This is a genomic window from Paenibacillus sp. MZ03-122A (assembly GCF_024213325.1).
Classification (GTDB): Bacteria; Bacillota; Bacilli; order Paenibacillales; family Paenibacillaceae; genus Paenibacillus; species Paenibacillus polymyxa_B.
In genome coordinates this window covers 525,694-552,691 of the sequence record NZ_JANAVI010000003.1, presented here as the reverse complement: position 1 = coordinate 552,691, position 26,998 = coordinate 525,694, and the positions used below count along the sequence as shown (strand labels likewise).

The 26,998-nt window shown below is 44.0% G+C and carries 26 protein-coding genes and 1 pseudogene; 18 read left to right on the top strand and 9 right to left on the bottom strand.

The genetic code is table 11. From position 1 onward, the window contains the following. Position 1: 1 nt before the first annotated feature. Positions 2-232: pseudogene (locus NLX74_RS09720) on the top strand (AraC family transcriptional regulator); the annotation flags it as partial. A 30-nt stretch (positions 233-262) separates the two neighbouring features. On the opposite strand, the gene NLX74_RS09715 reads toward NLX74_RS09720, so the two are convergent. Next, positions 263-1,288, bottom strand: a complete 1,026-nt coding sequence (locus NLX74_RS09715; RefSeq protein WP_254328556.1) for a Gfo/Idh/MocA family protein — start codon at positions 1,286-1,288, stop codon at positions 263-265. Between the two features lies 1 nt (position 1,289). Then, positions 1,290-2,309, bottom strand: a complete 1,020-nt coding sequence (locus NLX74_RS09710) for a Gfo/Idh/MocA family oxidoreductase (RefSeq protein ID WP_254328555.1) — start codon at positions 2,307-2,309, stop codon at positions 1,290-1,292. Positions 2,310-2,491: 182 nt separating this feature from the next. Between NLX74_RS09710 and NLX74_RS09705 the strand changes: the two genes are divergently transcribed. Then, complete coding sequence (locus NLX74_RS09705; protein ID WP_254328609.1) at positions 2,492-3,358, top strand: MurR/RpiR family transcriptional regulator; 867 nt, start codon at positions 2,492-2,494, stop codon at positions 3,356-3,358. An 81-nt stretch (positions 3,359-3,439) separates the two neighbouring features. On the opposite strand, the gene NLX74_RS09700 is transcribed toward NLX74_RS09705, so the two are convergent. Continuing rightward, positions 3,440-4,567 carry an NAD(P)/FAD-dependent oxidoreductase gene (locus NLX74_RS09700; protein ID WP_254328554.1) on the bottom strand — a complete coding sequence of 376 codons (1,128 nt, stop codon included), beginning with the start codon at positions 4,565-4,567 and terminating at the stop codon, positions 3,440-3,442. Positions 4,568-4,716: 149 nt separating this feature from the next. Between NLX74_RS09700 and NLX74_RS09695 the strand changes: the two genes are divergently transcribed. The 8 genes from NLX74_RS09695 to NLX74_RS09660 all read left to right on the top strand — a co-directional run bounded on the left by NLX74_RS09695 (position 4,717) and on the right by NLX74_RS09660 (position 11,292). Then, the gene (locus tag NLX74_RS09695; RefSeq protein ID WP_069289620.1) at positions 4,717-5,424 is read left to right on the top strand and encodes a lantibiotic protection ABC transporter ATP-binding protein; all 708 of its coding nucleotides are present in this window, start codon (positions 4,717-4,719) and stop codon (positions 5,422-5,424) included. Position 5,425: 1 nt separating this feature from the next. Beyond that, a complete protein-coding gene (locus NLX74_RS09690; protein WP_235309754.1) occupies positions 5,426-6,157 on the top strand; it encodes a lantibiotic immunity ABC transporter MutE/EpiE family permease subunit in 732 nt (243 codons plus the stop codon). 1 nt (position 6,158) lies between these two features. Then, positions 6,159-6,917, top strand: coding sequence for a lantibiotic immunity ABC transporter MutG family permease subunit (locus NLX74_RS09685; protein WP_254328553.1), 759 nt, complete (start codon positions 6,159-6,161; stop codon positions 6,915-6,917). Positions 6,918-6,954: 37 nt separating this feature from the next. Next, a complete protein-coding gene (locus tag NLX74_RS09680) occupies positions 6,955-7,614 on the top strand; it encodes a response regulator transcription factor (RefSeq protein WP_254328552.1) in 660 nt (219 codons plus the stop codon). After that, positions 7,605-8,993, top strand: a complete 1,389-nt coding sequence (locus NLX74_RS09675; protein WP_254328551.1) for a HAMP domain-containing sensor histidine kinase — start codon at positions 7,605-7,607, stop codon at positions 8,991-8,993. Before NLX74_RS09680 ends, NLX74_RS09675 begins: the two co-directional genes overlap by 10 nt. A 483-nt stretch (positions 8,994-9,476) precedes the next feature. Then, positions 9,477-9,725, top strand: a complete 249-nt coding sequence (locus NLX74_RS09670; RefSeq protein ID WP_367997029.1) for a helix-turn-helix domain-containing protein — start codon at positions 9,477-9,479, stop codon at positions 9,723-9,725. A gap of 96 nt (positions 9,726-9,821) precedes the next feature. Next, complete coding sequence (locus NLX74_RS09665; protein WP_061828317.1) at positions 9,822-10,217, top strand: MerR family transcriptional regulator; 396 nt, start codon at positions 9,822-9,824, stop codon at positions 10,215-10,217. A 112-nt stretch (positions 10,218-10,329) separates the two neighbouring features. Beyond that, complete coding sequence (locus tag NLX74_RS09660) at positions 10,330-11,292, top strand: aldo/keto reductase (protein ID WP_254328550.1); 963 nt, start codon at positions 10,330-10,332, stop codon at positions 11,290-11,292. 86 nt (positions 11,293-11,378) lie between these two features. Here NLX74_RS09660 and NLX74_RS09655 read toward each other — a convergent pair whose 3' ends face one another. Continuing rightward, positions 11,379-13,430, bottom strand: coding sequence for a fibronectin type III domain-containing protein (locus NLX74_RS09655; RefSeq protein ID WP_254328549.1), 2,052 nt, complete (start codon positions 13,428-13,430; stop codon positions 11,379-11,381). A 480-nt stretch (positions 13,431-13,910) separates the two neighbouring features. Here NLX74_RS09655 and NLX74_RS09650 point away from each other — a divergent pair, with 480 nt between their 5' ends. After that, positions 13,911-14,240, top strand: coding sequence for a DUF3817 domain-containing protein (locus NLX74_RS09650; RefSeq protein WP_061828314.1), 330 nt, complete (start codon positions 13,911-13,913; stop codon positions 14,238-14,240). Positions 14,241-14,446: 206 nt separating this feature from the next. On the opposite strand, the gene NLX74_RS09645 is transcribed toward NLX74_RS09650, so the two are convergent. Then, on the bottom strand, positions 14,447-14,698 hold the full coding sequence (locus NLX74_RS09645) for a YolD-like family protein (RefSeq protein WP_029515150.1): 252 nt from the start codon (positions 14,696-14,698) through the stop codon (positions 14,447-14,449). A gap of 201 nt (positions 14,699-14,899) precedes the next feature. Then, positions 14,900-15,469 (bottom strand): TetR/AcrR family transcriptional regulator, encoded by a 570-nt coding sequence (locus NLX74_RS09640; RefSeq protein ID WP_254328548.1) that lies wholly within the window; start codon positions 15,467-15,469, stop codon positions 14,900-14,902. Positions 15,470-15,605: 136 nt separating this feature from the next. On the opposite strand from NLX74_RS09640, the gene NLX74_RS09635 reads away from it, so the two are divergent. The 7 genes from NLX74_RS09635 to NLX74_RS09605 all read left to right on the top strand — a co-directional run bounded on the left by NLX74_RS09635 (position 15,606) and on the right by NLX74_RS09605 (position 23,567). Beyond that, positions 15,606-17,069: a DHA2 family efflux MFS transporter permease subunit gene (locus NLX74_RS09635; RefSeq protein ID WP_254328607.1), complete on the top strand. Its 1,464-nt coding sequence runs from the start codon at positions 15,606-15,608 to the stop codon at positions 17,067-17,069. A 209-nt stretch (positions 17,070-17,278) separates the two neighbouring features. Further along, complete coding sequence (nikA, locus tag NLX74_RS09630) at positions 17,279-18,814, top strand: nickel ABC transporter substrate-binding protein (protein ID WP_254328547.1); 1,536 nt, start codon at positions 17,279-17,281, stop codon at positions 18,812-18,814. A gap of 1 nt (position 18,815) precedes the next feature. After that, positions 18,816-19,760, top strand: a complete 945-nt coding sequence (gene nikB, locus NLX74_RS09625) for a nickel ABC transporter permease (RefSeq protein ID WP_254328546.1) — start codon at positions 18,816-18,818, stop codon at positions 19,758-19,760. Next, positions 19,757-20,611: a nickel transporter permease gene (nikC, locus tag NLX74_RS09620; RefSeq protein ID WP_235309746.1), complete on the top strand. Its 855-nt coding sequence runs from the start codon at positions 19,757-19,759 to the stop codon at positions 20,609-20,611. The genes nikB and nikC overlap by 4 nt, the downstream gene beginning before the upstream one ends. A gap of 7 nt (positions 20,612-20,618) precedes the next feature. Next, a complete protein-coding gene (locus tag NLX74_RS09615) occupies positions 20,619-21,455 on the top strand; it encodes an ABC transporter ATP-binding protein (RefSeq protein ID WP_254328545.1) in 837 nt (278 codons plus the stop codon). Beyond that, entirely contained in the window at positions 21,448-22,290 is an 843-nt protein-coding gene (locus NLX74_RS09610; RefSeq protein ID WP_254328544.1) for an ABC transporter ATP-binding protein, read from the top strand. Before NLX74_RS09615 ends, NLX74_RS09610 begins: the two co-directional genes overlap by 8 nt. Further along, positions 22,257-23,567, top strand: a complete 1,311-nt coding sequence (locus NLX74_RS09605) for an MATE family efflux transporter (RefSeq protein WP_254328543.1) — start codon at positions 22,257-22,259, stop codon at positions 23,565-23,567. Before NLX74_RS09610 ends, NLX74_RS09605 begins: the two co-directional genes overlap by 34 nt. A gap of 120 nt (positions 23,568-23,687) precedes the next feature. Here NLX74_RS09605 and katA read toward each other — a convergent pair whose 3' ends face one another. The 3 genes from katA to NLX74_RS09590 form a co-directional block, all read right to left on the bottom strand. Next, positions 23,688-25,145, bottom strand: a complete 1,458-nt coding sequence (gene katA / locus NLX74_RS09600; protein WP_235309742.1) for a catalase KatA — start codon at positions 25,143-25,145, stop codon at positions 23,688-23,690. A 289-nt stretch (positions 25,146-25,434) separates the two neighbouring features. Then, on the bottom strand, positions 25,435-26,037 hold the full coding sequence (gene cysC, locus NLX74_RS09595; RefSeq protein ID WP_254328542.1) for an adenylyl-sulfate kinase: 603 nt from the start codon (positions 26,035-26,037) through the stop codon (positions 25,435-25,437). A 61-nt stretch (positions 26,038-26,098) separates the two neighbouring features. Next, positions 26,099-26,998: a TIGR02452 family protein gene (locus NLX74_RS09590; protein ID WP_254328541.1), complete on the bottom strand. Its 900-nt coding sequence runs from the start codon at positions 26,996-26,998 to the stop codon at positions 26,099-26,101.

Below are 26,998 nucleotides of genomic sequence, written 5' to 3'. Positions count from 1 at the left end.
GCCGTATTTGCTGAAGGAGATTTTATATAGGCTGTTGCAGGGATCTTATGGAGTCGAATGGCTCAGATTCAAAGGAAGCAGCACCTATCGAATCCGAGATGCTATTGACTATATTGTCCGGAATTGGGACCAGTCTTTTCGGATCGAAGATCTTGCAGACACCGCCAGCATGAGTGTTTCTTCGTTCCATCGGCATTTTAAAGAGGTAACCGCCATGAGCCCAATTCAGTTTCTTCATTAATAGACATATAAGTTAAAACATTCAATTATCGTTTAGAAATTTAGGGGTTGAACACAGTGAAAGTGGATCAGGGCCAAATACAAGATTGGCGGACTGCTTGGCCTCCTCGATGACCTTCATGACCTTTTCACTATGTTCAAGCATATCCGAAACTTTTTCCAAATCGTTTTCTCGGATGATACGGTCAAATTCAACGAATTCGTCATACATTCGATGCAAATGATCTTTTAGATCCACTCGAATTGGTGTTTCCTTATTCGCAGTGTAATCAAAGCAGTCGCATATATTAGCTGAACTTGCCATGTGTATATAGCCCTTATTGCCTTGAATGTTCACGGCATTGGGAGCAGTACTATCTTTTGAACCGATGCAGACACACTTGAAATCACCGTAATCAAGCAGCAGCATACCTGAAGTATCAATTCCACGCTCCATGTTCGCCCAATACTCCACTTTCTTAGGGCTCCCGAAGAATCCAACAACAAAATGAATATTATATAAATTAATATCCATCAAGGCTCCACCAGACATTTCTGGATTAAACGCAGGCTGGATTATTCCCGCTTTGAAAGCTTCATACCGAGATGAGTATTGAGAATAGTTGCATTCAACGATTTTGATCTCACCCAGTTTAGGTAGATACTCCTTCATGGACAAATAATTTTTCAAATATTGATTCGTAATGGCTTCCACCAATACCAGTTTTCTTTGCTGAGCAATTTCTTTTAGCTCTAGGAATTCTTGCAAATTGGAAGTAAACGGCTTCTCACAAATGACATGTTTGCCACTCAATAATGCTTCTTTGGCATATGAATAATGAAGATGATTAGGCAGCCCGATATAAACTGTATCCACGTCCTTATTCATCAACATTTTGCTGTAATCCGAATAAATTTGAGAGATTCCATATCTATGTTGCCAATCCAGTAATTTTTCCTCATGACTAGGTCTAGAACAAATTGCCTTTAATAAAATAGTCGGGATATCCTGAATAAAGCTCAATAGATCCCCTACGATCATCCCTGCTCCGACAATTCCCAACTTCATTTTAGTTGCACTCCTCTATACCTTTTTCAAGTATTTCCATACAAATTATCGTTTCTTCGTCTTTAATCACTTTTTCTTTACCAAGTACGATCGACTGATAGATATCGTCATATACTCGAGCATAGTCACCCTTTTCAGAAACGACTTTTTCTTCATGATACTCGCCTTTATCATCAAGATATGTTAAGATGCCGTAATGCTCGGGCTGGTCTATGCCGAAATCGGAGTGTCCCTTAGGCAGATAGTATAATTTCAGATGCTCCTCCTGACGATCCTTCGTTTGCTTTATAAAAACGCCTTTTTTTCCGTGTACAACAAAACCTGGCCGCTCTTTTAAGCGAAAAAGGCTGGATTTGATGGATACCTTGAGCGAGGGATAATAAAAATCCAGATCAAAGTAATCATTCATTCTCCCAGTACCCAGCAATTGACGAACATCATAATGGATTGTGTCCGGCTTTCCAAAATAGGAAAGAACCTGGTCAATGGTATGAACGCCATGTCCATATAGGTAACTGTTATATCTGGAAAAATGAGAAGTGGAGTTCGGGATCTCAGGGCGATAATAATCGTAATGCATCTCCACCTCCAGCAAATCTCCAAGCTTTCCTGATTCAATAACCTTCTGGGTAGTGAGGAAATCCGAATCGTAACGTCTATTCTGATAGCATTGTATAACCAGATTTTTCTCTTTAGCATATTGGAAGATCGACACGGCTTCTTCTTTGGTTAACATAAAAGGTTTCTCAACAAGTACATTTTTCCCGTGGTCTAGCGCCATTTTTGCATAAGAGTAGTGGGATTCTACAGGTGTACAGATAACAATCAACTGAATCTCCTTATCGTTCATTAAAGATTCTATATTATCTGTATACAGCACGTCAGGGATTTTTTCCCACTCTCTTTTATCTAGATTACGGGCATATATCGTCTTCACTTTCAATTCAGCTCTGTTCAATGAAAAAGGAAGATGATAACGGTTCGTGCTTTTCCCATTTCCAATATAACCGATGGTAAGCATATTATTTCCCCCTTAGGCTCTTTTTCATTTATTATAAAAGAAGAACGTTGATCGTAAAGGATTCCCCACCAAAATGGTACATTCAACCGATTATTTTTAAAAATGGTTGTTTATTTTTAAACAAAATGTTTATTTCATATTATTTTTCGAACGTTTTATTCAATTGAGCCGGGGTGAACCTGTTGAAAATACTGATACAATTATCAGAAATGCAAAACTTTACACCAAACGAAAAAAGCATTGCATCCTATATTTTGCTTCATAAGGAAAGTATTCTGGACTTAAATATTCAGGAGCTTGCAAAGGCAACGTATACTTCGCATTCCGCAATTAATCGATTAACACATAAACTTGGGCTATCGGGCTTCAAGGAGTTTATAATCAAACTTGCTCGGGAGTTTCAGCAGAACACCCAGAACATTTCCAATGTAGACCCCAACTATCCCTTCGGTTATGATGAATCCCCACTTCAAGTGGCGAAAGAAATTGCAGAATTAATGAAAGAAACGATTGAAAAAAACTTTACATTCATGGATGATGATTCATTGTCGCAAACAGCCCTATTGCTGGATCAAGCGAAAAGGATCTTTATATATGCGTTGGGCGATTCACAAATCCGTGCGAAAAGTTTCCAAAATAAATTGGTAAAAATAAACAAGTATGTGGTTATAGCTACGGAGCTGTCTGAATGGGCTTACCATACGGCTAATCTTACGACACAGGACTGCGCTGTGTTTTTAACTTACCACGGAAAGTCGCCGATTTTTTTAAAAGCAGCACGGCATTTCGCACATGAAAATATCCCTTTTATCACAATTACAGCAACCAATCAAAGTGAATTGGCCAAACTCAGTAATATCTGTATCCGGGTGCCTAATGACGAAGTAAAACATGCCAAGATTGGTACATTTTCGTCGCAAATTGCTTTTGACTATGTATTAAATGTGATCTATTCTTGTATCTATAAAATCGACTACTTGAAAAACATGCAAACCCTAACACAATCGTTGGAGAATTCGCATCTCAATGACATGATGAATGACGTATAAAATAAATATGCACTAAAACAAAAAGTCGCCAATATGGCGACTTTTTCAGTAAGTATATATATTGTTCTCCTCAGTCAAGGCTCAACTTTCATCTATTGCTTTTCGAATATCATAATCATTGATATCGATATCTACATTCATTCCAAGTGCCAACTTTGCCAGCTGATTTCCAATAAAGGGGCCCATGGTCAACCCGGATGCTCCAAGCCCATTTGCCGCTATAAGACCATCCCAGCCTGGAACAGCTCCGATCACCGGTAGAAAACCGGGTGTAAAAGGACGGAAACCAACTCTTACCTCCTGAAAAGTGCTGTTTGCTAAATCAGGGGCCAATGCTAAACCTTTATCCAGAATTTCCTGCATCCCCCCTGCTGTTACTCTCGTATCGTAACCTTCGATTTCATTTTCGTGAGTCGCCCCTATTACGATCTTCTGTTTATCAAAAGCCAGCAGATATTGATCAGAAGGCGGTATGACTACAGGCCAAGTGCCTGTATCTTGCCTATTAGGAACCTGCAAATGCATAATTTGTGCTTTTTGATAACTAACCTTAAAATGAATGCCCAAAGGCAACAGTAGTTGATTTGCCCATGCACCTGCACAAACAATGACCTTGTCAGACGAGAAGCTTTGTGCACCGACCACTACTCCCGTTACATGGTCGGACTCATATTGAAGCGTAGCATTTCCTTGTATAAGGACCGCCCCGTTTTTTTGTGCTGATCGGACCAACGCATCCCGCAGCGCACGCCCATCTATTCGGGCGGCACCGCTAATATGAACAGAATGATAACCTTCTACTAACAAAGGAAACCGTTCATGGGTTTCTTTTTCATTTAGCCGGGTAATTTCACCGATTTCCGGTGCATCCAATTGTCGTAAGTGTGCCCGCTTCTCCATTTTTTTGATTTTCTCCAAATCATCATGAATACTGAGAGCCCCCACTTGAGCATAGCCAGTTTCTGTTTCTCCCTCGCTTTTGAGTTCTTCAATCAACCCAGGGTAAAAACGTGCTCCCGCTTTGGCTAGCTGGTACCAAGCCTGATTGCGTCGCTGTGATAGCCAGGGACAGATAATGCCAGCAGCGGCATCAGTAGCCTGTCCTTTATCTTTACGATCTACAATAATGACATTAGCGCCCATTTTTGCTAGATGGTATGCTGTCGATGCCCCCAGAATTCCTGATCCGATTACGATGACCTTCTTCATGATTACATCCCTTTCCTACATCACTGTATCCATTATAGCGAATAGTGCATGAATGCATAAAGTTTGAAATTAATATTTTAAATCCTTATAAAGTTCTTAGAATTGATCTTTAAAGTAGTTGTCAGAACAAATGAAAAGGATGAACTGATATGGATAACATTATTTTACAGACTAAAAATCTCTGCAAAACCTTCGGACGACAACAGGCGGTGAACAACGTCACACTGTCTATTCAGGAGAATTCCGTCTATGGACTACTTGGCCCAAATGGGGCTGGAAAATCAACCACCTTGAAAATGTTAACCGGTATGCTACGCCCGACATCCGGTGAGATTTTATTTCAAGGAAAACCCTGGTCCCGAAAAGATCTTGCTCAGATCGGCGCACTGATCGAATCCCCTCCACTCTATGAGAATTTGACAGCTAGAGAGAACCTCAAAGTTCGTACAACGTTGCTGGGATTGCCTGATTCGCAGATTGATGAAGTGCTGAACATGGTTGATTTGACCCATACCGGGAAAAAGCGCTCGGGCCAGTTCTCGATGGGTATGAAACAGCGGCTGGGCATTGCCATTGCTCTCCTCAATCATCCCAAGCTATTGATCTTAGATGAGCCAACCAACGGACTAGACCCCATTGGTATTCAGGAGCAACGCGAGTTGATTCGCTCCTTCCCGAAGCAAGGAATTACCGTAATTCTTTCCAGCCATATTTTATCCGAAGTCGAACAAATCGTTGACCATGTCGGTATCATTGCCGGCGGCGTATTAGCTTATCAAGAGGCGGTCACTCCAGGGCAAAACCTGGAATCGTTGTTCATGCAGATTGCACAGGAATACCGAAAAGGGGATGAGTAGGATGCAGCAATATATAGCCGCCGAACATCTAAAATTAAAGCGCACCTTCACAAAAAAGTTGGTCTGGCTTGCCCCCATAGCTACTCTTCTTCTGTGTACCATACTCATGGGGGGACGTATGCTCCAAAGTGCCAGCTACAATTGGTGGTATTTCATGCTGCTGCCAGGTGCCCTCACCTTAATGTGCTCAGGAGTGATCCAAAAGGATGGCAAGAAGCTGAAATACCGTGCTGTCCTCGGCATGGCTGTAGATTTGGCTCAGGTATGGTACGGTAAAATCGGGGTTTGCGTAAGACTCTTAATGGTTTCCTTTATTGTCCTATTTATAGGGATAACGCTTGGCGGATTCGTATTCTCAACTTCCGTGACACTAGCAGGAAGCGTTGCTGCAACTCTAATCCTATTCATCACCTTTTTGTGGCAAGTTCCACTTTGCCTGTTCCTAACGGACCGAATAGGCATGTTTGCCACTCTAATTATTAACATGCTGGGCAACGTATCTTGCACCATTTTGTTCGCTACGTCCTCTGTGTGGTGGGCGGTCCCTTATGCTATTCCAGCCCGATTAATGTGCGCCGTCATTAAAGTGCTACCTAATGGGCTTGCCGTTCCTTCAGGAGATCCGCTTTTGGATAAAGGCGTGATTGTGCCCGGCCTAGTGATCACAATCTGCCTGTTCATAATTCTGTCGATACTGACGGCGATGTCCTTCCGCAAGCGGGAGGCTAAATAAGATGATTTCTTTTTTCCGCTATCTGAAATCCGATGTGCTTAAACTTAGAAGGCAGCCCTTACTGCTTGTGCAGCTGTTTGTGCCGCTTTTAGGCATAGCAATCTTTCTAGCCTACTATTCCTTTACTCCGTATTCACCGATTTCAAAGGTGGACGGCTATTTGCAGGTCTTGGCCGTGGTTCTTCCTACCATGATTGGTATTGTCTGCTCCATTGCTGTTGAGCAGGAGGCAGTCGCTGGCAATTTCCAGCAGCTATTGATCTCGCCAGTGAAGCTGTTACCTTTCCTGAGCAAGCTCAGCCTGCTCCTGATCTTGGGATTTGGCAGTGTGCTGCTTGCCTCCGGAGGCTTTGGGGCTGGCTATATATATCTTATGAGAGAGTCAACGTATGGCTTGAAGTTTTATGTGTTGGCTGCCTGCATTCTGTTTATGTCCAGTGTCTTCCTCTATTTTCTGCATTTTTTCATTAGTTTGCGGTTCGGCAAGGGAGCTTCCATCGGTCTAGGCATTATGGAGAGTCTATTGTCCGCTTTGCTTCTTACAGGGCTGGGTGATCATAATTGGATATTCATCCCCTCTGCTTGGGCTGCCCGGTTCATCACGATCTGGGTGCAATACGATATAAACTCAGCAGTATCTATTCCTGAAGCTATACGGCTTGATTCGGGAGTCAGATATTGCGTAGTAGGGACCGTAGTCATCATGGTATTATTAGGATTATGGATTTGTCGTTGGGAAGGACACAATTCGTCGGAATAAAGACTAGAGTATAGAAAGCAAGGGAAGTGAATTAAGCATGGCAAACTTGTTGGCCGTTGATGATGAACCCGCCGTTTTGGCACTCCTTCAAAATATTTTGCAGAAAGATGGCCATGTTGTCACGGTGATCTCCGACTCCCCACAGGTTCTCACCATGCAGCTTGGAGCCTTTGACCTCATCCTGCTTGACGTGATGATGCCTACCATGGACGGGTTCACACTCTGTCGGGAAATTCGCAGCAAAATAGACTGCCCGATCCTGTTCCTCACCGCAAAATCCATGGAGAACGATGTGATGTTAGGGCTTGGGGAAGGGGCCGACGATTATATTGTCAAGCCGTTTGGTGCTGGAGAATTGCGCGCAAGAATCAACGCCCATCTCAGACGGGAGAATCGTGAACGGCGTAATGTATTCTGCATCGGGGAAGTTCATTTCAATCTGTCCGGCAAGGAAATCACCGTTCAGAATGTTGTAGTCCCGTTTACCAAAAGCGAATATGAGATATGTAAGTTTCTAGCCCTGAACTGGGGACAGGTGTTCCCTAAAGAGCAGATTTACGAAGCTGTCTTCGGCTTGGATGGGGACAGCGATTCCGCCACCATCGTGGAGCATATAAAAAATATCCGAGCCAAGCTTGGCAAAGTAGAGGTTTCGCCAGTGGAGACGGTTTGGGGGATCGGGTACCGATGGAAGTAACCAAAGTACAGCAGGCACGCAAGACAACCAAACTACGAACCATTTTTCTGGGTTATTTAGTTATGTTCTGTATCGGGACGATTGCGCTCGCTCTGTTCCTGGTTCTCATCTTCTATGTCCTGATGTCTTGTGGGACCATTCTCCCCGCGAACTATGCTGAGAATCAGGTGCGGGAGGACAAGACAATCATTGAAGCTGGCAAGACCCTACAGCCGGATTCTCGGCAGAAACTGTATAAATACGCATCATTCACTTCGAAAGGCCGCCTCATTGAGGGAAACCTTTCTGAAAAGCAGGCTCTAGCTGCTTGGAGTGTTACCCAGCAGAACGATACTGCTTATCAATTTCCCTATAACTATGTAAAAGTCTCACATAATGATAAAGTTACTGTGATGCGCTATTCTGTCTCGGCTCAGTTTGAACTTCCTATCCTGCGTCAATACCTGCCGAACGCGGAATTGTCCTTTTTTGCCGTGTTCTGTATCGCCTTTCTGGGGGGAGGTGCCTTGCTGGCTTCCTCCTTCGGACGAAAGCTGGCACGTAAGATGAGTGGGTTGCAGCAGGCCACCAAACAAATTCAAGCACAGGATCTGGACTTCTCAATCGAATTCAGTGGCGTGATGGAAATCGATCAGGTGCTGCATTCCATGGATAAAATGAAAGAAACTTTAAAGACTTCGCTTCAGAAACAGTGGAATCTCGAAAGATCCCGCCGCGAGCAAATATCCGCCCTAGCACACGATGTCAAAACACCACTCACTATCGTTCGTGGAAACGTAGAGCTGCTGTCCGAGACCGATCAGTCCGAAGAGCAAAAGAACTATACGGATTATATATCGGAAAGCACCAGGCAGATGGAGCAGTATATTAAGACTCTTATTGAAATTTCAAAAGCGGAAACGCTTGTCACCCTGCGGGCGGAAACGATGGATGCTGACTTCTATTTAACGAAAGTGAAAGATCAGATAATGGCCTTGGCTGCTGTCAAAAAAATATCTGTAGCATTCGCTGCATATAACCTCCCTAAGACGCTGTATGCAGACCCAGTTCTACTTGAGCGAGCCATTATGAATGTTGCTTCTAATGCGGTAGATCAGGCGCCTGAATATAGCGAGATCCAGATGACCGTAGAGTCTGGGGAAGACTGCATTCGATTCAGCATCTTAGATGAAGGCCCAGGTTTCTCTCCGGAAGGCCTCAAACAGGCCGCCGAGCAGTTCTATATGGGTGACTCGTCCAGAAGAATAAATGGACATTACGGTATGGGTCTGTATATAACAAAATCCATTGTCAATCTACATGGCGGAAAGCTGATCATCACCAACTCCACCCAGACAGGCGGCGGACAGGTAAGCATTGAGATTCCGTCAGTTCATTAGCGACATAATGAGAAAATTACCGAAATAAATAATTTGCTCTTAAGCTTGGTTCGATTCATAAGGCACACACCTCTTCCTCGTTTGTTATTGAAACAATTTAAAACGCTACTGACATATGAAGGTCAGTTGCGTTTTATCATTTTGCCATCGGAATGAAAACACTCCTGGCACAGACTCGCGATTATTATAAGGAACATTGGTTATTGGATTACTATATGTGCTGCTGAACGGTGATGCTATAATTTTGCTTTGTACTCCTTGATCAAGTACGGAACCAAGAATAGACGTTCCGATAGCCCCGCCATAAAGCTTCCCATCATATAGATAATCATACCAACTCCGGTTTGGTTGCCACTTAATGTTCGAGAAATGGTGTTTGCCATTGTAATCTGAGCAAAGGTTAATCCAGTATTCGCTAGAATTAAGATAATCGCAATCACGGCAGGAACCGCGTCCATAAAAATACCTAATATAAGGTATGCCATGACTTGGAACAGGAATGCCAACGAGAATACAAAGCGATTGTCTAGCAGAATGACCTATACAAAAATGCTACAGGATATTCGTATTCACGAGAGTTGTAGCTTACTACTAGATACTAGTTGGCGCGTTCAAACGATCGCACTTGAAGTCGGGATTCATGATATGAAATATTTCTATCGAATCTTCAAGGAACGATGTGGATTGACCCCGCATGAATTTCGTTTTAATGCCTGTTCGAATATACAGTAATATGTAGATCAGCATTTGACCTCGTGTTAACTCCATGTATTATAATTAATACATTTTCATTAAGCGTTAAAGATTCCCTTACGAAGGTGACGAGAGATGACAACAAATTTTAAAATGAAAGAACTTATGGATCAATTCCAAATCAGTGAGGATACCTTACGGTATTATGAGAAAATGGGTCTTCTTCCTCCCGTGGCCCGCAAAAATAATGGGCACAGGATATATAACAATTCACACAAAGAGGCACTTCTAATGATCAAGTGTTTAAAAAAAGCCGGAATGTCGCTGAAGGAGTTAAAACCTATTATCCAGCTTCAATTAGATGAGAGCAACATATCAAATAATGAATGGTATGATAGGCTTTACAATTACCAAAAGAAGATAGATCAGCAGCTGCAAGAACTTCAGGAAATTAAGGATATGATTGAATTGAAATTGCAAACCGGGCAAAAATTTGGCCATAACTTTTTGCCGCTTGAGACCCAAACTTAATCTTTTTTTAAAACTGAATTGCTCTGCTTGACCTAGTGTTTACACCAGGTTGTAAGATGTGCATTAGATTCCCTCCAAGGATTCCACATCATACAAAAGGGAGCTTATAAACATGAACAATACAATAGCAATAGGAAAAACAGGATTAAAAGCATTTAAACTTGGTTTTGGAGCAGGTGTGGTAGGTAATTCAATGATGTATCCAAAAGTCGATGATACTCTAAGCCGACAATTAATTAGAACTGCCCTTGCAAAAGGAATCAATTTCATTGATACCGCATTTCTGTATGGAATGGGCCACTCTGAGGAGTTAATCGGTGAGGCCATCCGGGAACATGGTGGCCGGGAACATCTTGTAATCTCTACTAAAGCTTCTTCTAACCCGCAATTTAATCAAAGCCATCTGGAAGTCGACAACAGTCCAGCTGCATTACGTAAGGCTGTGGATGACAGCCTGATGAGATTACAGACAGACTATGTTGACATTTTCTTTCTTCACTTTCCCGACAGCCGTACCCCGCTGGCTGAAGCTGCTGACACACTTGCAGAGCTGAAGAAGTCAGGGAAAATCAAAGCCATTGGCGCTTCAAATTTAAGCTTTGAGCAGCTTAAGGCTTTTAATGCTGATAAGCACTTGGATGTTCTTCAAGCTGAGTACTCACTACTGGTCCGTCATGCAGAAGCCGACGTTATTCCTTATTGTCTAGAGCACGAAATTTCACTGATTCCTTTTTTCCCGCTCGCATCAGGTCTGTTGGCCGGTAAATATAAGAAGGATGATGTATTTAATGATACTTCACGAATGAATAATCCTTTGTTTCAAAAAGAAGCATTTCTCGCGAATTTGGAACGCGTGGATCGATTCAAAGCATTCGCGAAAGACAAGGGTGCAGATCCTGCACAGATTGCGCTAGCTTGGCTATTAACGCGTCCAGCCGTTGATCTAATTATTCCAGGTGCAACCAAGCCTGATCAAATCGAATCCAATCTTCAAACTTTGGGTGTTCGACTAACAAGTGACGAGCTTAAGCAACTCGATATTCTTTTCAATCAAAATAACTTGTTTACAGAGTAACAGATTGTTATTGTTCTACCTACACTTCCTAATACACAGAAAGGGTTCTAAAGTGAAAACTTTAGAACCCTTTTTTGCAGAAGTATTTATTTTGTAATCGTAATTTGTTTGGATGCAGTATTATAGTTCACCTGATACCCCGAAAGCTCGCTAATCACTCGTAATGGAACCAGCGTGTAGCCGTTAACAATAACCGGAGCTGTGATGTTCGTCGAATAACTCCGGGAGTTGTTCAACTCATACACGGCAAGGGTAGAATTCTTGACCTGAAGCACTACTTGTTTGCCGTCTGTAGGTCGAGTCAGAATGATCTTTTTGGTCGCTTTTTCATAATTTACCTCGTAACCTATCCGTTCACTGATAAAGCGCAGCGGGACCATCGTCGCCCCATTTATGATTCGCGGAGCCTGAGCCATCGTCGTAGCACGACCATCGACATAAGCTGATTTAGCTCCTGGTGTCAGGGTGAACGAAGTTGAATATGAGGAAACCGCATTGTTAGGGTAGGAGGACGTTGTACCAGAAGTTGTTGTAGTAGAACTCGTCCCAGATGATGAACTACTGGTCCCAATTGCTCTATTGCGAATAGCTTCTAACCGATCCAGCAAATCGCTTTTACGGGTTCCACTCGGCAGATCACTGATTGCATCTCTGGCAGAACGCCAGTCGGAGGCATTCAGACTGTTTTCTGCAATTCGCATCAAATCTCTCGCTTTCTCATAGTTCGATGAACTAGATGACGAAGAAGAGTAGTAACCATCCGAATCCGTGCGTTCTGATATCTTAACACCACTAGATTCTCTTCCATTACTATTGACAGTCACGACCTTAATCTCATACCAGCGTCCTTCTCGCAAATCCGTTATTTTATAGGACTCAGAGCTTGTAGTTCCCTCATAATCACCATCAACATATATCTTTACCTTGTCGGCTTTACTCGGCATATCGTAGGTGATTTTGATCCAGGTGTCGCTCTTACTATCTACTTCAAGATTGGACACTTCTGACGAATTGGAGGACGTACTGTCCGTTGTAGCAGTCAGTTTCACACCAGAGGACAACGTACCTGTACTTCGCTTGGATTTTATCGTGAACGTGTAGGTCTGGCTTGCCGAAAGATTGTTGAATGTATAGGATGATCCTGTTGAATCAGTTACCAGTTGCCCATCCTTATACAGACTGACCGTATTAATTCCGCTAGGTCTTGTCCAGGAAACAGTAACGCTATAGTTATTAACTGAAGTCACTGAAGCACCTGTCACTTCGGGTACAATATCGGTAGAGACCGTAGAAGTTGTAACTGAAATACTAACTCCTTGAGATATATTTCCGGATTTGTCTATCGTTTTGACCGTTACAGTGTAGGCTGTAGCAGCATTTAAGACATTAAACGTGTAAGACGTGCCTGAGGTTCGCTGCACTTCCTTACCATTTAAATAGATGATCGCTTGGCTCAGGTCAGCATCCTTAGGCAATATGTAATTTACGGTAAAAGCGTTATATCCAACATTCGTAGCTGTCAGCCCGCTTACCTCTCCTGGGGGTGTCTTATCCACAGGACCATCAACGGAAGCCGTTTTAGCCTGTATTGTCGTACCTAGAGATTCATCTCCACTCTTATTCACCGTTTTCACGCGAAAGGTATATGTCGTGTTCGGCTGTAAACCGCTCATCATATAAGAGTTACTTCGAATGTTATCTACATATACATCGTTAGTGACATTTACCACTTTTATGTGGTCAAAATTAATGTCCGACGGATTGCTCCAGGAAAAATTTACTTTTGTTGTTTCTGTAGGAACCGCTGTCAGATTGCTTACCTCTGCCGGTGCGATATTCGCAGTAACCATTTGACTCGACATTACTTTTAGCATTTGGTTAAGATAGGTATTCTGACCATAGCCTTTGGTTAACGTAGTCACTTTCGTGCCTGAAGTAACAGGCACATGACGGCCTTGAGCGGTTGCTAATTTGGTATGTAACTGTGCTGTATTCAGGCCTGTCAGATTTAAGTTATGCCTTTCAGTCGACAACGCGCTAGCCACTGCATCGGGTGCCAAAATGCCGTATCCCGTATTCAAAATCAGTGTAGCCGTTGCGAACGGAGCCATCCATTGACGCAAACGTTTTTTATTCATAATCTATGCTCTCCTTGATACCAGTATGGAAATTTTATTTGTCAAAACTAATAAGTCAAGCTTACAAACCCTTCTGCTGCAATCCAGCTTTTAAAATTCACACTAAAATGTACAGACATTCATTTAACTGTTATCGGAATTTCCATACAAAATGTTTAGGCTTCACACTAGCATTTTTACAGATAGGGGTCGCGCAAACAATATATGCTAAGCCTTCGAACTACACCAGCTTAGTGTTTTCTCATACTCCAAGCCATCTTTATAAGCCCCATTGTTTGTTTCAACAATTTAAACGAAATTACGATTATCGTTTCCGGGGACGCTAAGCTGTGGGACGTTGGATACTTCAATCATGTGAAAGCTCTGACATAACCTTTGGATTCAGCTATAAATATTCGATATATCGTAACTTTCTACCGTTTAATAACATTGCATTATAGGATATATTAAATTTTAAGCAATAGGAGAAGGAGATGTATTATGTTCAAAAATGCCTTTAAGATGTTTGGTGTTATTGGTAATATTGAAGCGATTTCATATCTGCTGCTTGTGTGTATCGCTATGCCACTTAAATACGCAGCTGGAATGCCACAAATGGTAAGCTGGGTGGGTATGATCCATGGGGTACTGTTCGTAGCCTATGTTGTAGCGACTGTGGTCATGCTGATTCTGCGAAAAATAACGCTATTGCAAAGTCTTGCAGCCTTGATTGCATCGCTGTTGCCGTTTGGTCCTTTCATTTTTGATCGTAAGGTGCTTAAGAAAGCCGAAGCACGGGCCAGTCATACCAGCCCGATAAAAGCTACATAAGCATGTACAAGGGAAAGTGCCAACACAATAACGTTGCTTTCTCTTCCCACTCATGCAGCAGTATACAAAAACAACCGATGGCTCTAAACCACTCGGTTGTTTTTGTATACGCGAATTGTAAATTGTTACTTTCCCACGCAGTAAGGGAGACTCTAACTTTGTCATTCTTTTCTTCCCTTTCTGCTATATTTATGTAATCACAACAACTAATCTCTCGGGTAATTTACACTCATAATATCCATAAAAGGAACTTTATCCGTTTCTCCATTACTCTCTACATGAACCTTTCCTGTTCTCGGGTCCATTTTAACAATTTGTCCGCGGGTTGTTTCTGCGCGTCCCCATACGGTCAATACAACTTCGGATTGCTCTCGTTGTGCTTCTACAAGCTGATTCCCGATTTCCTCCAGTACAAATTCATCCCGAGTAGGCCGTTTGGGTACCTTCGCTTTTGCCACTTGCTATCACCCTTCCTTCGTGCAAAATCAAAATCAAATTCATTCTATTTTACCATACTTTTCATCATTTGGTGCTGGTAATGTGAGTAAAATTACGTCTCAGAACCACAAAAAAGCCGAGTTCTCAAAACCGAAAACATCGGCTTTTTAAAGTTGCTTGTTGGAGCTCATTAGGAGCGATTGAAAATCGAAGAGACAGGATTATTTGACCAACTGTGGAATGTAATCCACGATATTATATATAGGAGCACTGCTCTGTTGCGTAACGGCCAAAATCAATGCACCTTCGAGCATCGAAATAATAAGTACCGCCAGACTATGTGCCTTTTCCTCTTCCCAGCCCGAATTCTGAAGGCGCTCCATATAGATGTGCTGCCAATCTGTAAACGTATTCACACAGGCATGACGTAGCGATTCACTAATACAGGAAGTTTCCGCAGCAGCCCAGAAGCCAATCGGCATGAAGTCGTTAAAGCCGGTACGGTCTGCCTCCTCAGCTGTATTACGAATAAAATCTTGAATGGCTAGTACTGGATTATCATTCCCGTTCAGTGTCTGTTTTAATTTTTGCTTTATAAACTCATTCCCTCTTCTTATGCACTCCAAAGCCAATTCTTCTTTACCACGCGGAAAATAATAATAAAGTGACCCTTTCGGTGATCCACTCTCCGCAAGAATCTGATTCAGTCCGGTCGCGTGATACCCCTGATGAAAAAAGAGCTTCGATGCGGTTTGTACGATATTCTCGTATGATTCGGGTTTAGCAGCCATATACAGCATCCTTCATTATATAGTAGTTATAACTTATACTTTGACAAAAAAATAACAACATGTTTATTATATATAGACCGATCGTTATAATTCAACACCATTAATTTATTGGAGGAACAAAAACAACATGAATACAATGAGTCAATCGAGTTCACCCTCTGAACCCAAAACGTTCAAGGTGCTACCTATTATGATTGCCCTGCTCCTTAGCGGCTTTATTGGGATGTTCAGTGAAACGGCACTTAACATTGCACTGAATGATTTGATGCAGATTTTGCATATTACAACTGCAACAGCCCAATGGTTGACTACCGCTTATCTGCTCACACTCGGTATTTTAGTACCTGTATCGGGATTGCTGATTCAAACCTTTACAACAAGACAGCTGTTTGTGACATCGTTGCTGTTTTCAATAGCTGGTTGTCTCGTTGCTGCACTTGCACCTACTTTTTCAGTGCTATTGATCGCACGTATTCTTCAGGCCATTGGTACAGCGTTGTTATTGCCGTTGATGTTTAACACCATCTTGATCATTTTCCCGGCTGAAAAGAGAGGCGCGGCTATGGGGATCATCGGATTGGTAATTATGTTTGCACCTGCCGTGGGACCTACCATTGCAGGACTGGTACTGCAAAATCTGTCTTGGCACTGGATCTTCTGGATTTCTCTTCCGTTCTTGGTTCTCTCGCTGATTTGCGGTATTTTATTTATGCAAAACGTTTCAGAAACGACCAAGCCTAAAATAGATTTTTTATCTATCCTCCTGTCTTCTATTGGCTTCGGCGGTGTTGTGTTTGGTTTCAGTAAATCCGGAGAAGGTGGCGAAGGTTGGGCTAGCCTGATGGTTCTGCTTCCTGTGATTGTCGGTCTGGTATCGTTGATACTGTTCTCTGTACGTCAGTTGAAGATGAAGCAGCCTATGTTGAACTTGCGTGTGTTTAAGTTTCCTATGTTCGTGATCGGCGTTATTATGGTGTTCTTATGTATGATGACGATCCTTTCTACGATGCTGATTCTTCCACTCTTTTTGCAAAAAGGGCTGGCTTTGTCTGCTCTAACAGCAGGTTTGGTACTTCTGCCTGGTGGGATTATCAACGGTCTCTTGTCTCCCATTATGGGCTCCCTATTCGATAAATTCGGTCCCAAATGGCTTGTCATTCCAGGGCTTGTGATCGTGGCCGCTGTTTTATTTTTCCTGTCTAGCATTACAACAACTTCAACTCTCGTACTCATTATTGTGCTTCATAGTTGCTTGATGATCGGCATTTCCATGATTATGATGCCAGCTCAGACAAACGGACTTAACCAGCTCCCTATGGATCTATACCCAGACGGAACGGCCATTATGAGCACGCTCCAACAAGTTGCTGGTGCTATTGGTACAGCCGTAGCGGTAAGCATTCTCTCGAAGGGCATGGACAGCTATTTGAGCCAATCCAGTATGCCTGAATCCGTAAATGAAATGGCCAATGCCATGGCAATCGGATCACAAAATTCATTTTTCTTTGCGATGATCATCAGTGTGATCGGGTTGATCCTTGCGTTTTTCATCCGTAGAGTTCATGTTGAACATGGCACTGCCAAAGCACCCATGCATTAATTCATAAATTTTTAGCCATTCCAAATTAAACATTTCTAAATATACTTAAAGGCTGCTAACCATCTCACTATTGGTTATGCAGCCTTTTTTCATATGAATTTACATACACATTCATCAATTACATATTTACAAAGCTCCTTCATTTGGTTACGATATGGTTTATGAATTAAAGCGTAAAAATTACGATTACTATTAAGGAGGACTCCCTGTTGTTTAAGCGTTCATATTTTAAACTATTTATACCTGCGGTAATGGCGGTGATGATGGCAGCCTGCGCTTCATCTCCGTCAGCTTCACCCTCTCCATCTGCTGCACCACAAGATAAAAGTGTCACCTTATTGTTTAACGTGCAAAGCTCTTCTATAGATCCTCATTCAGATGTAAATTACACAGCTGTTCGTGCTGGAGTAAGTGAAACACTGATCAAAGTGAACAAGGATCTTAAGCTGGAAGCTTGGCTTGCAGAAAAATGGGATAGCAAGGACGGACAGCACTGGACCTTCAACATCCGACCAGGTGTGAACTTCCACAGCGGTAAAGCCGTCAATGCCGCTGCTGTCAAAGCCTCTTTGGAAAGAGCGATAAAGCTCAATCCATCGGTCAAAAATGCGCTGCATATCCGTGATATTCATGCGGATAGACAGATTTTGACCATTACGACAGACAAGCCTTTCCCGGAATTTGTGTCTGAGCTGGTTCATCCGAATACGGCTATTATAGACACCACAACTACAGGTGACCTCCCATCAGGGACGGGACCGTTCAAGATTGCCAGCTTCCGTGCTGGAAGTGAACTGAATTTAGGTCGCAATGAACAATATTGGAACGGTAAAGTAAAGTTGAAGCATGCTAAATTCATGTTTAACGAAGACGCCAATGCGCGTCAGCTTGCTTTTCAAGCCAAAACTGCTGATATTGTGTATCGCCCGCCAATTGAAAGCTTGGAGCTATTGAAAGCTGATTCTACTGTTAAGGTAGACTCGCTTCCTAGTTTGCGAACGCATCAACTGATTTACAATATGAACAATAATGATCTGAAAAAGACGGCTGTGCGTAAAGCATTCGATAACCTGATCAACCGGGATGAGATTGCCAGTGGTATCATGTCTGGTCAGGGAACCCCTGCTCAAGGCCCGTTCTTGTCCGACTTTCCTTTTTCACCGAAATATATTACGAAACAGTTTGATTTGAAGGCTGCACGAGAAGGCTTCAAGCAAGCTGGATATACAGTGCAGAACGGAAAAGTTGCGAACCCCGACGGCAAGCCGCTTCATCTTACATTGCTAACTTACCAGTCGAGAGCGGAGCTTCCACTCATTTCCCAGCTGATTCAGGCTAACGCTAAAGAACTTGGCATTACGATTGATATCCGTCAGGTTGATAATATTGACGAATATCTCGCCGCACATCAGGATTGGGATTTAGCGACTTATAGTAGCATTACAGCCCCGCGCGGCGATGCAAGCTATTTTCTGAATGCGGCTTACATGCCTAAAGGAGCACTGAATTATGGGCGTGTAAATGTACCAGAACTCACGGGTATGATCTCACAGCTGAACACAACCGTGAATGAGGAACAACGCAACAAGCTGGCGCTGAAGGCTGTCACGCTGATTGACCAACAAAATCTGCAATCCTTTCTGGTCCATCCTAACAACGTAGTGGCATATCGCGATTACGTACATAACTGGGTAACTAGCCAAAGTGAATACTACTTGCTGACCCAGGACCTGGATGTGAACTAGCATGTTTAAATCCATCGCCAAAAAGTTTTTTGAACTGGTTTTGTTCTTTCTTATTCTTTCCTTTGTGAGCTTTTTTCTGCTTAAGCTTGTTCCGGGCGATCCCGTCCGGAGCATTCTCCGAGTCGACGATGTAGCTGTGTCCAATCAGCAAATTGCAGATATGCGCAGCCAACTGGGGCTGGATCAGCCATTACCTGTACAATATGGGAAGTGGCTGATCCAGTTGCTTCAGTTTGATTTTGGACAATCTTATTTAACCCATCGTCCGGTATTCACAGAGTTTATGGAAAAACTGCCTTATACACTTCTGCTGACCGGAGGCTCCCTGTTCATTATGCTGCTGATAGCTCTCCCGCTCGGAACAATGGCAGCGTTCTACCGTAACCGTTGGATTGACAGAGCCAGTCGTGTGTTTGCCTTAATCGGCTCCTCGATTCCCAGCTTTTGGCTGGGGCTTTTGTTTATCGAATGGTTTGCAGTTAAATTGCGCATTTTGCCGTCTATGGGTGAAGGAACCGCTTTTCATTTGGTACTCCCTTCTCTTACCTTGGGATTGGCAATGGCAGCCGTTTATGTACGAATGATCCGCGCAAGTCTGATTGAAAGCTCGGGGCAAGACTTTATCAAAGCGGCGCAAGCGCGTGGAATCAGCCCCATCCGCATTTTTTTCAGACACATGCTTCGTCATAGTCTAGTTCCGCTTATTACGGTATTCAGTGAGAGTATAGGCAGCCTACTGGGAGGTACAGTCGTAATTGAAGTGCTATTCGCCTATCCGGGGCTGGGCAAATGGATTGTGGATGCCATCGCTGCAAGGGATTACCCCATAATTCAGGGCTATACCGTATTTATGGCTGCATTCATTGTATGTATCAATATTTTGGTAGAGCTGTCCTACCGTTGGGTCAATCCTGAAATCGCTTTGAAGGAGAAACGTTTATCATGATAAAATCCGTACATGCGGAAAACGGGCAGCTCACTAGAACACGATTGTCCAAAACATGGATCGTGTCGCTCTCCATCCTGCTCATTCTTGCAGCAATTACAGTCGTTCCGTTTCTTGCACCGCAAGATCCGTATCGCATCCAGATGGGGAATCGACTACAATCGATCAGCGCTACACACTGGCTGGGAACGGATCATTTGGGCAGAGATGTACTATCGAGAGTGATAGCTGGACTTCGGACGACTGTCGGAACCAGTTTATTGATTTTGGCCGTTTCGCTGGTTGTCGGGGTCCCTCTTGGTCTGCTTTCAGGATTTATTGGAGGCTGGATGGATCGTGTATTCAAGCGGGTGGTCGATGCCTTCATGACATTACCTGATTACATTTTTGCCATTGTACTGAGCGGTTTGCTCGGACCAGGCTTAGTAAATCTTATTTTCGCGGTGACGGCGGTAAAATGGGTTGGTTATGCACGTCTGGTGCGTAGTACCGTTCTGGCTGAAAAGCAAAAGGATTACATTTCGTTATCCATACTGGCGGGTACCTCCTCCCTGCGGATTGTCATGCGGCATATTCTCCCCCATGCAATTGGGAATGTTCTTGTGCTGGCTACGCTGGATATCGGCAAAATCATTCTAATGATTGCCTCCCTATCTTTTTTGGGCTTAGGTCCACAGCCGCCAATTCCCGAATGGGGTACTATGTTGAATGAAGGACGAGCGTATTTTCAAATGGCTCCCCACCTGATGCTGGTTCCAGGGATAGCTGTCGTGCTAACAGTGCTACTAGCGAACGTATTTGGGGACAAACTGCGCGACCGTTATGATGTTAAAACCCGGACAGAGGAGTGAGCTGTACATGCTGAGTATTGAAGGCTTAACGATTCGGACAAATGTAAAAACGATTGTAGAGCAACTGGAGCTTGCCATTCGTCCGGGGGAATGGTGTGCTCTAGCCGGCGAAAGCGGTAGCGGCAAAAGCATGACGGCGTTCGCTATCGGCGGCCTTCTCCCCTCTTCTGTTACAGCGGAAGGAATCATTGCGTGGAAGGACAATAATTTGCTAGCCCTATCCGCTAAACAACGACGTTCTTTGCTTGGTAGTGAAATATCTTACATTTTTCAAGACTACCACGGGGCTTTCACCCCCTTTCTGCGTGTAGGCAGCCAACTGGACGAGCTGATGCGCGCCCATGGCAAACAAGATCGCAAGGCGCGCAAACAGCGCTGTATCGAGGTGCTGGAGCGCGTACAGCTTCCCGCCGAGCGTGTGTACCGCAGCTATCCGTTCCAGCTCAGCGGCGGTCAATTGCAACGGGCAGCTATTGCGGCTGCACTACTGCTGGAGCCCAAGTTGCTTATTGCCGACGAGCCTACAACAGCGCTGGATACGCTCACAGCTCATCGGGTGCTCCAACTCATTGACCAAATCCGGACGGAGACGGGTATTTCCGTCTTGTGGATCACTCACGACCTGCGTCATGTACGCAAGTATGCAGATCGAATCGCAGTGATGCGCGAAGGTTCACTGGTTGAAATAGGTGACACGCAAGCGGTGCTGAACCATCCGGACCACCCGTATACTCGTCGTCTACTGGCGGCTATTCCGCCGCTGTCTCCGGGCGCTCCAGCACGTTTACCTTACAACAGCACTGAAGAACAGAACGCAATGGAAAGGAGCGCTTTACATGGATAACCAAGCCACCTGCGCTCAACGGCAAGACACTTCTAATCCTGTCGTGACCGTCTCCGGTTTGACGAAGGCTTACGCTGGAGGCAAAACGGTACTGCAAGATGTTGCTCTGACGATCTACCCCCGAGAATGTCTGGGCATCGTCGGGGAAAGCGGCAGTGGGAAAAGTACACTCGCTCGCTGTATTTTGACATTGGACCCATTTGATCAAGGTGAGCTTAGACTGGATGGACAGTCTATCCGAGGGCTAAAGCGGAGCGAATTAAAACGGATTCGCAGCAGGCTGGGTGCAGTATTTCAACATCCATCTGCGGCTTTGAACCCCAGACTAACCATCCTGCACTCCCTGCTGGAGCCACTGGACCAGCTTAAGTACTATGTTCCTTCCTTTATGGCGGGTATGTCCTCAGAACGTCGGGATATAGCAGAACATTTGCTTGATATGGTAAAGCTTCCAGCCAACTATCTGGACAAGTTTCCACATCAGCTCAGCGGTGGGGAAAAGCAGCGTGTAACCATCGCACGTGCCATCAGCACAGAGCCGGATTTTATCGTATTGGACGAGCCAACGGCTAGTTTGGATGTGACTACACAAGCTACCGTTTTAAATCTGCTCAAGGATTTGCAGGATGAGCTAGGACTGGCTTATCTGTTTATCTCACATGATCTGGCGGCTGTGCACTTTATGAGTGATCGAATCATGGTCATGAAAGAAGGCAGTGTGGTTGAGCATTTTCCCAAAGAAGCATTATTTCATTCGGATCGCCATCCTTATACACAATCATTACTGGAGGTTTTTTCAACATGTTGCCTTCCCACCGAGCCTATCTTGCTTTAGCTATCCCTTTAATTATTTCGACGATTACAACCCCGCTGCTCGGTGCGGTGGATACAGCTGTAATCGGTCATTTGAGCCATTCCGCGTATTTAGGCGGTGTAGCGGTGGGCACTCTTATTTTTAATACTTTATATTGGCTGTTTGGCTTCCTGCGAGTCAGCACATCGGCTTTCACGGCACAAGCCGCGGGGGCACAAAATAACGACCAGAGCATAGCTGCTCTCATGCGCCCACTGGCCATTGCTCTACTCATTGGTGCGGTATTCATTGTGTTACAAAAGCCAATTCTGCTAGCTTCTCTTCAGCTAATCCATCCGGCTCAGGATGTAGCGGCGCAGGCAGCAATTTATTTTAACATTCGTATTTGGGGAGCCCCTCTTACATTGGTGAACTATGTGCTGCTTGGCTGGCTGATGGGATTATCCCGTGTGAAGGCTACATTATTTTTGCAAATTTCAATGAACGTAATCAATATGGTATTAGCTATTGTATTTACACAGATGATGCATTGGAATGTCACTGGTGTAGCAAGCGCTACTCTAATTGCGGAGGCTCTTGCATGTATATTGGGTCTAGTTCTGGTGTTCCGCTCATCGATTTGGAGAGAATGGAAGCAAAGCGGACAGATGAATTGGCGAGGTTGGTTTGGAGCCTCAGAGTTGAAAAGTGTCATGGCAACAAACCTTGATCTTATGATCCGTACAGCCTGTCTGCTGACGATGTTTAATCTGTTTACGGCGCGCAGTGCGAGCTTTGGAACCGATCAGTTGGCGGCGAACGCTATTTTGTTGCAGATCCATTATATTATGGCTTACTTTTTTGATGGGTTCGCCAACGCCAGTAGCATTATGACGGGTCAGGCTAGGGGTGCCGGGGATCGTAAAATGCTGCAAAGGGTTATTCACTTGTCCTGGTTCTGGACACTGGTGACCAGCGTAGTGACGGGAGGATTGTATTTCGCACTGAAAGAGCCGCTTATCTCGCTATTTACGGATAATGCTACAGTGATTAGCTTTACAGGCCCTTATAATGGATGGCTTGTGGTCTTTCCGCTGGCAGCCGGGCTGGGACTGGTGTTCTATGGTGTGTTTACAGGAATGACAGTAACGTATCCGATTCGTAATTCGATGCTGATCTCATTGCTCTGCTTTTTGATCGCCCTCTTCTGGTGCGTTCCCCAATATGGGAATCACGGACTTTGGCTATCCTTTATCGTATTTGCACTAGGACGGTCACTGTTTCTTGTAATCTATTTACCTCGCTTGCAGAGGATATAACAGCACCTGATTTACATCGCTCTCAAAAACAAAGGATGTCCCATCCACCATGTACGTGGTGTTGGGACATCCTTTTATTATATATTCATACGGCTTTCAGGTTAGAGTTTGCAGATACCTCTACTCGCCTTGAGGAACGGTCAAGCCCAAACCTTCGGCTATACGGCGTCCGTATTCAGGATCAGCTTTGTAGAAATGTCCGATCTGACGCAGTTTGATTTCATCACTTTCTACGGGCTTCATCGCATTTACGATGTTTCGGACCAAACGTGCGCGCTCTTCTTCACTGAGCAAGCGGTACAGGTCGCCCGGCTGTGTGTAGTGATCATGATGATCGTAGGCTACACTTTGCGCTTCGCCAGACACTTCAAAAGGAGCAATTTTGTGCGCAGGTGATTCTTTGGGTCCACCGAGACTGTTAGGCTCGTAATAAACAGATCCTCCGCCATTGCTGTCACTGCGTAGTGCACCATCGCGTTGGTAGTTGTGTACTTCTGCATGCGGACGGTTGATCGGCAACGAATTATGATTTGCACCTACACGGTAGCGATGTGCGTCGCCGTAGGCAAACAGGCGTCCTTGCAGCATTTTATCCGGGGATGCTTCAATACCAGGAACAAATGAACCCGGAGAGAATGTCGCCTGCTCTACCTCAGCAAAGTAGTTCTCAGGATTACGATTCAGCACCATGCGCCCAACCTCAATCAGCGGATAATCCTTTTGAGACCATACTTTTGTCACATCAAATGGATCAAAGCGGTACGTATCTGCATCTTCTACCGGCATAATCTGCACATGAAGTTTCCATGCCGGAAAATCACCTTTTTTGATGGCATTAAACAAATCTTCTGTATGATAATCCGGATTTTCACCGGCAATTTTTGCAGCCAAATCCACATCAAGATTTTGCACACCTTGCTCCGTTTTAAAATGATATTTCACCCATACTGCCTGTCCTTCGGCATTTACCCACTTGAACGTGTGACTACCGAAACCATGCATATGTCTAAGTGTAGCTGGAATACCGCGGTCAGACATAAGGATACTTACCTGATGCAGCGATTCAGGAGATAAGGACCAGAAATCCCAAACTGCATTCGGGTTTTTCAGATGGGTTTGGGGATGACGTTTTTGCGTATGAATAAAGTCAGGAAATTTAATGGCATCCCGAATAAAAAACACAGGTGTATTATTGCCCACGAGATCATAGTTGCCTTCTTCTGTATAAAACTTCACCGCAAAACCACGTGGGTCGCGTACAGTATCGGACGAGCCCAGCTCACCCGCCACAGTAGAAAAACGGATAAACATCGGTGTACGCTTGCCCACTTCAGACAAGAAGCTTGCTTTTGTATATGCAGACAAATCATTAGTGACTTCAAAATATCCGTGCGCCCCTGCACCTTTTGCATGAACGACACGTTCCGGCACACGCTCCCGGTTAAAATGCGCCAGCTTCTCCAGCAGATGCACATCCTGAATTAGTGTGGGACCCCGTGAGCCTGCTGTGATCGAATTTTGATTATCTCCAACAGGAGCTCCCCAGCTTGTAGTCAGGTTCGTTGGTTGGTTACTCATGATTGAAATCACCTCTTGAATGAATTGGTTAACTATGTGCCTTTCACTATAAATTGTGCACAAACAAAAATCAATACTTTTTTATAATTATTATAATCTAGGATTTAGAATTAGTTTAAAATCATAAATAAAAAAGCAAGCCCCATAAGGCTTGCCGTATATGCAGTACTATATTTATTTACCAATATATATGTTTCATTTTTACTTTCTATAATGATTACTTTGATCACTTCTCGAAGTTTTGCCATTGAGGCTTTCAGACAATATTCATGTAGAATTCATCATAAAATCATAATAGCAGCTGCTTCCTATCAAGAAAATCCAAGATATCCTGAACCGACTGGGTTATCTCCCGACCTTCAGTGGATATGATTAGATCAGGTTCCAGCGGTGCTTCATAGGGAGCATCAACCCCCGTAAAATGATGAATTTCTCCGGCACGCGCTTTCTTGTACATTCCTTTTGGATCGCGTCGCTCACATTCCTCCAGGCTGCACTGTATATAAATCTCATAGCAACCTTCCTGCTGTAAAATCTCCTTTACCATTTCACGATCTTCACGATAAGGGGAAATGGTGGCGCAAATCGTTAGAACACCCGCATGTGCCATTAGCTTTGCAACTTCAGCAATACGGCGGATATTTTCTTTACGGTCAGCGGGCAGGAAACCTAGATTCTGATTTAAACCGTGCCGAACATTATCTCCATCCAAAATAAACGTGTGTATGCCTCGTGCGTATAACGCTTTTTCAAGTGTGGAGGATACCGTTGATTTTCCCGAACCAGACAGCCCTGTAAACCAAAGTACCGGACTTTTATGGCCATTCAAAAGCTGACGCGCTTGCTTATCAATATCGGACACATGCCAGGTTATATTCGAAGATGGATTCATTCAGCACCTTCCTTTTTCATGGAATATTATAGTAAAACAGTTTTTATGCACTGCCTTCACTTCAAGAAAGAACATTTTTAAAGCTATTTAAAGTATGTTGGTCTGCTTTGTGATCCAACACTGCAAAAACAATCCGGTCAAACAGCAAACCATATCCTTCATCTACAAGCACTTGCTTGAACCAGAGGGCAACCTCTTCTGGCTTATTGCGAAATACTCCGCAACCATAGGCTCCCAGCACAAGATGTTCTACGCCGTTTTGCTTAGCCATTCCAAGAACGTAACGGATCCGCTCCAGCATCACTTCCCCAATCCGATTCACCTGCTCTGGCTCCCGTTCTCGCACAACTCCAGCATTTACAGCAGGTGCGGTCAGGAAGTCGACTTGATATGGCTTCTCCAACAATGTTCCCTGATCATCCCGAAATACCGGAACTACAGGCGAATAAATCATATAATCTGAATAAAAACAGCTCCGCAGCTTCCGATTATGTCCATACATCTCTTCCATTTGTGAAATGCAAGGATATAACGCTGACGAACGAGCCAAGCTTTCTTCTTGAGCCTGGCTGCCTCCGAGAAATCCACCTCCCGGGTTTTTAGCTGATGCAAAATTCAAACACGCCACGTGGGTCAGCTTCTCCTCTACCTGGAGTCTGTATGCCGCCTGTAACGTGCTTTCTCCCGTAATTTCCAATTTTGCAATAATCGTCTGTTCTTCTATGCGGGAAGAAGGCCCCAATATACTTTTTATTCTTTGCTCTGTTTCTTGCTTTACAGCTACCAGTTGAGAAGGTGTATATAACTTCGAGCCTGTGACCGCATTTCCTATCTCTTTTGTCATATTTACTTGAACCTGTTTGATATTCGTGTAATATCCATTCTCCAAAATGGTTAGTGTCTCCTGCGCCATACGTGATCGTGCATCCCGGTTACTCCGGGAATTCATTGTATTTCTCAT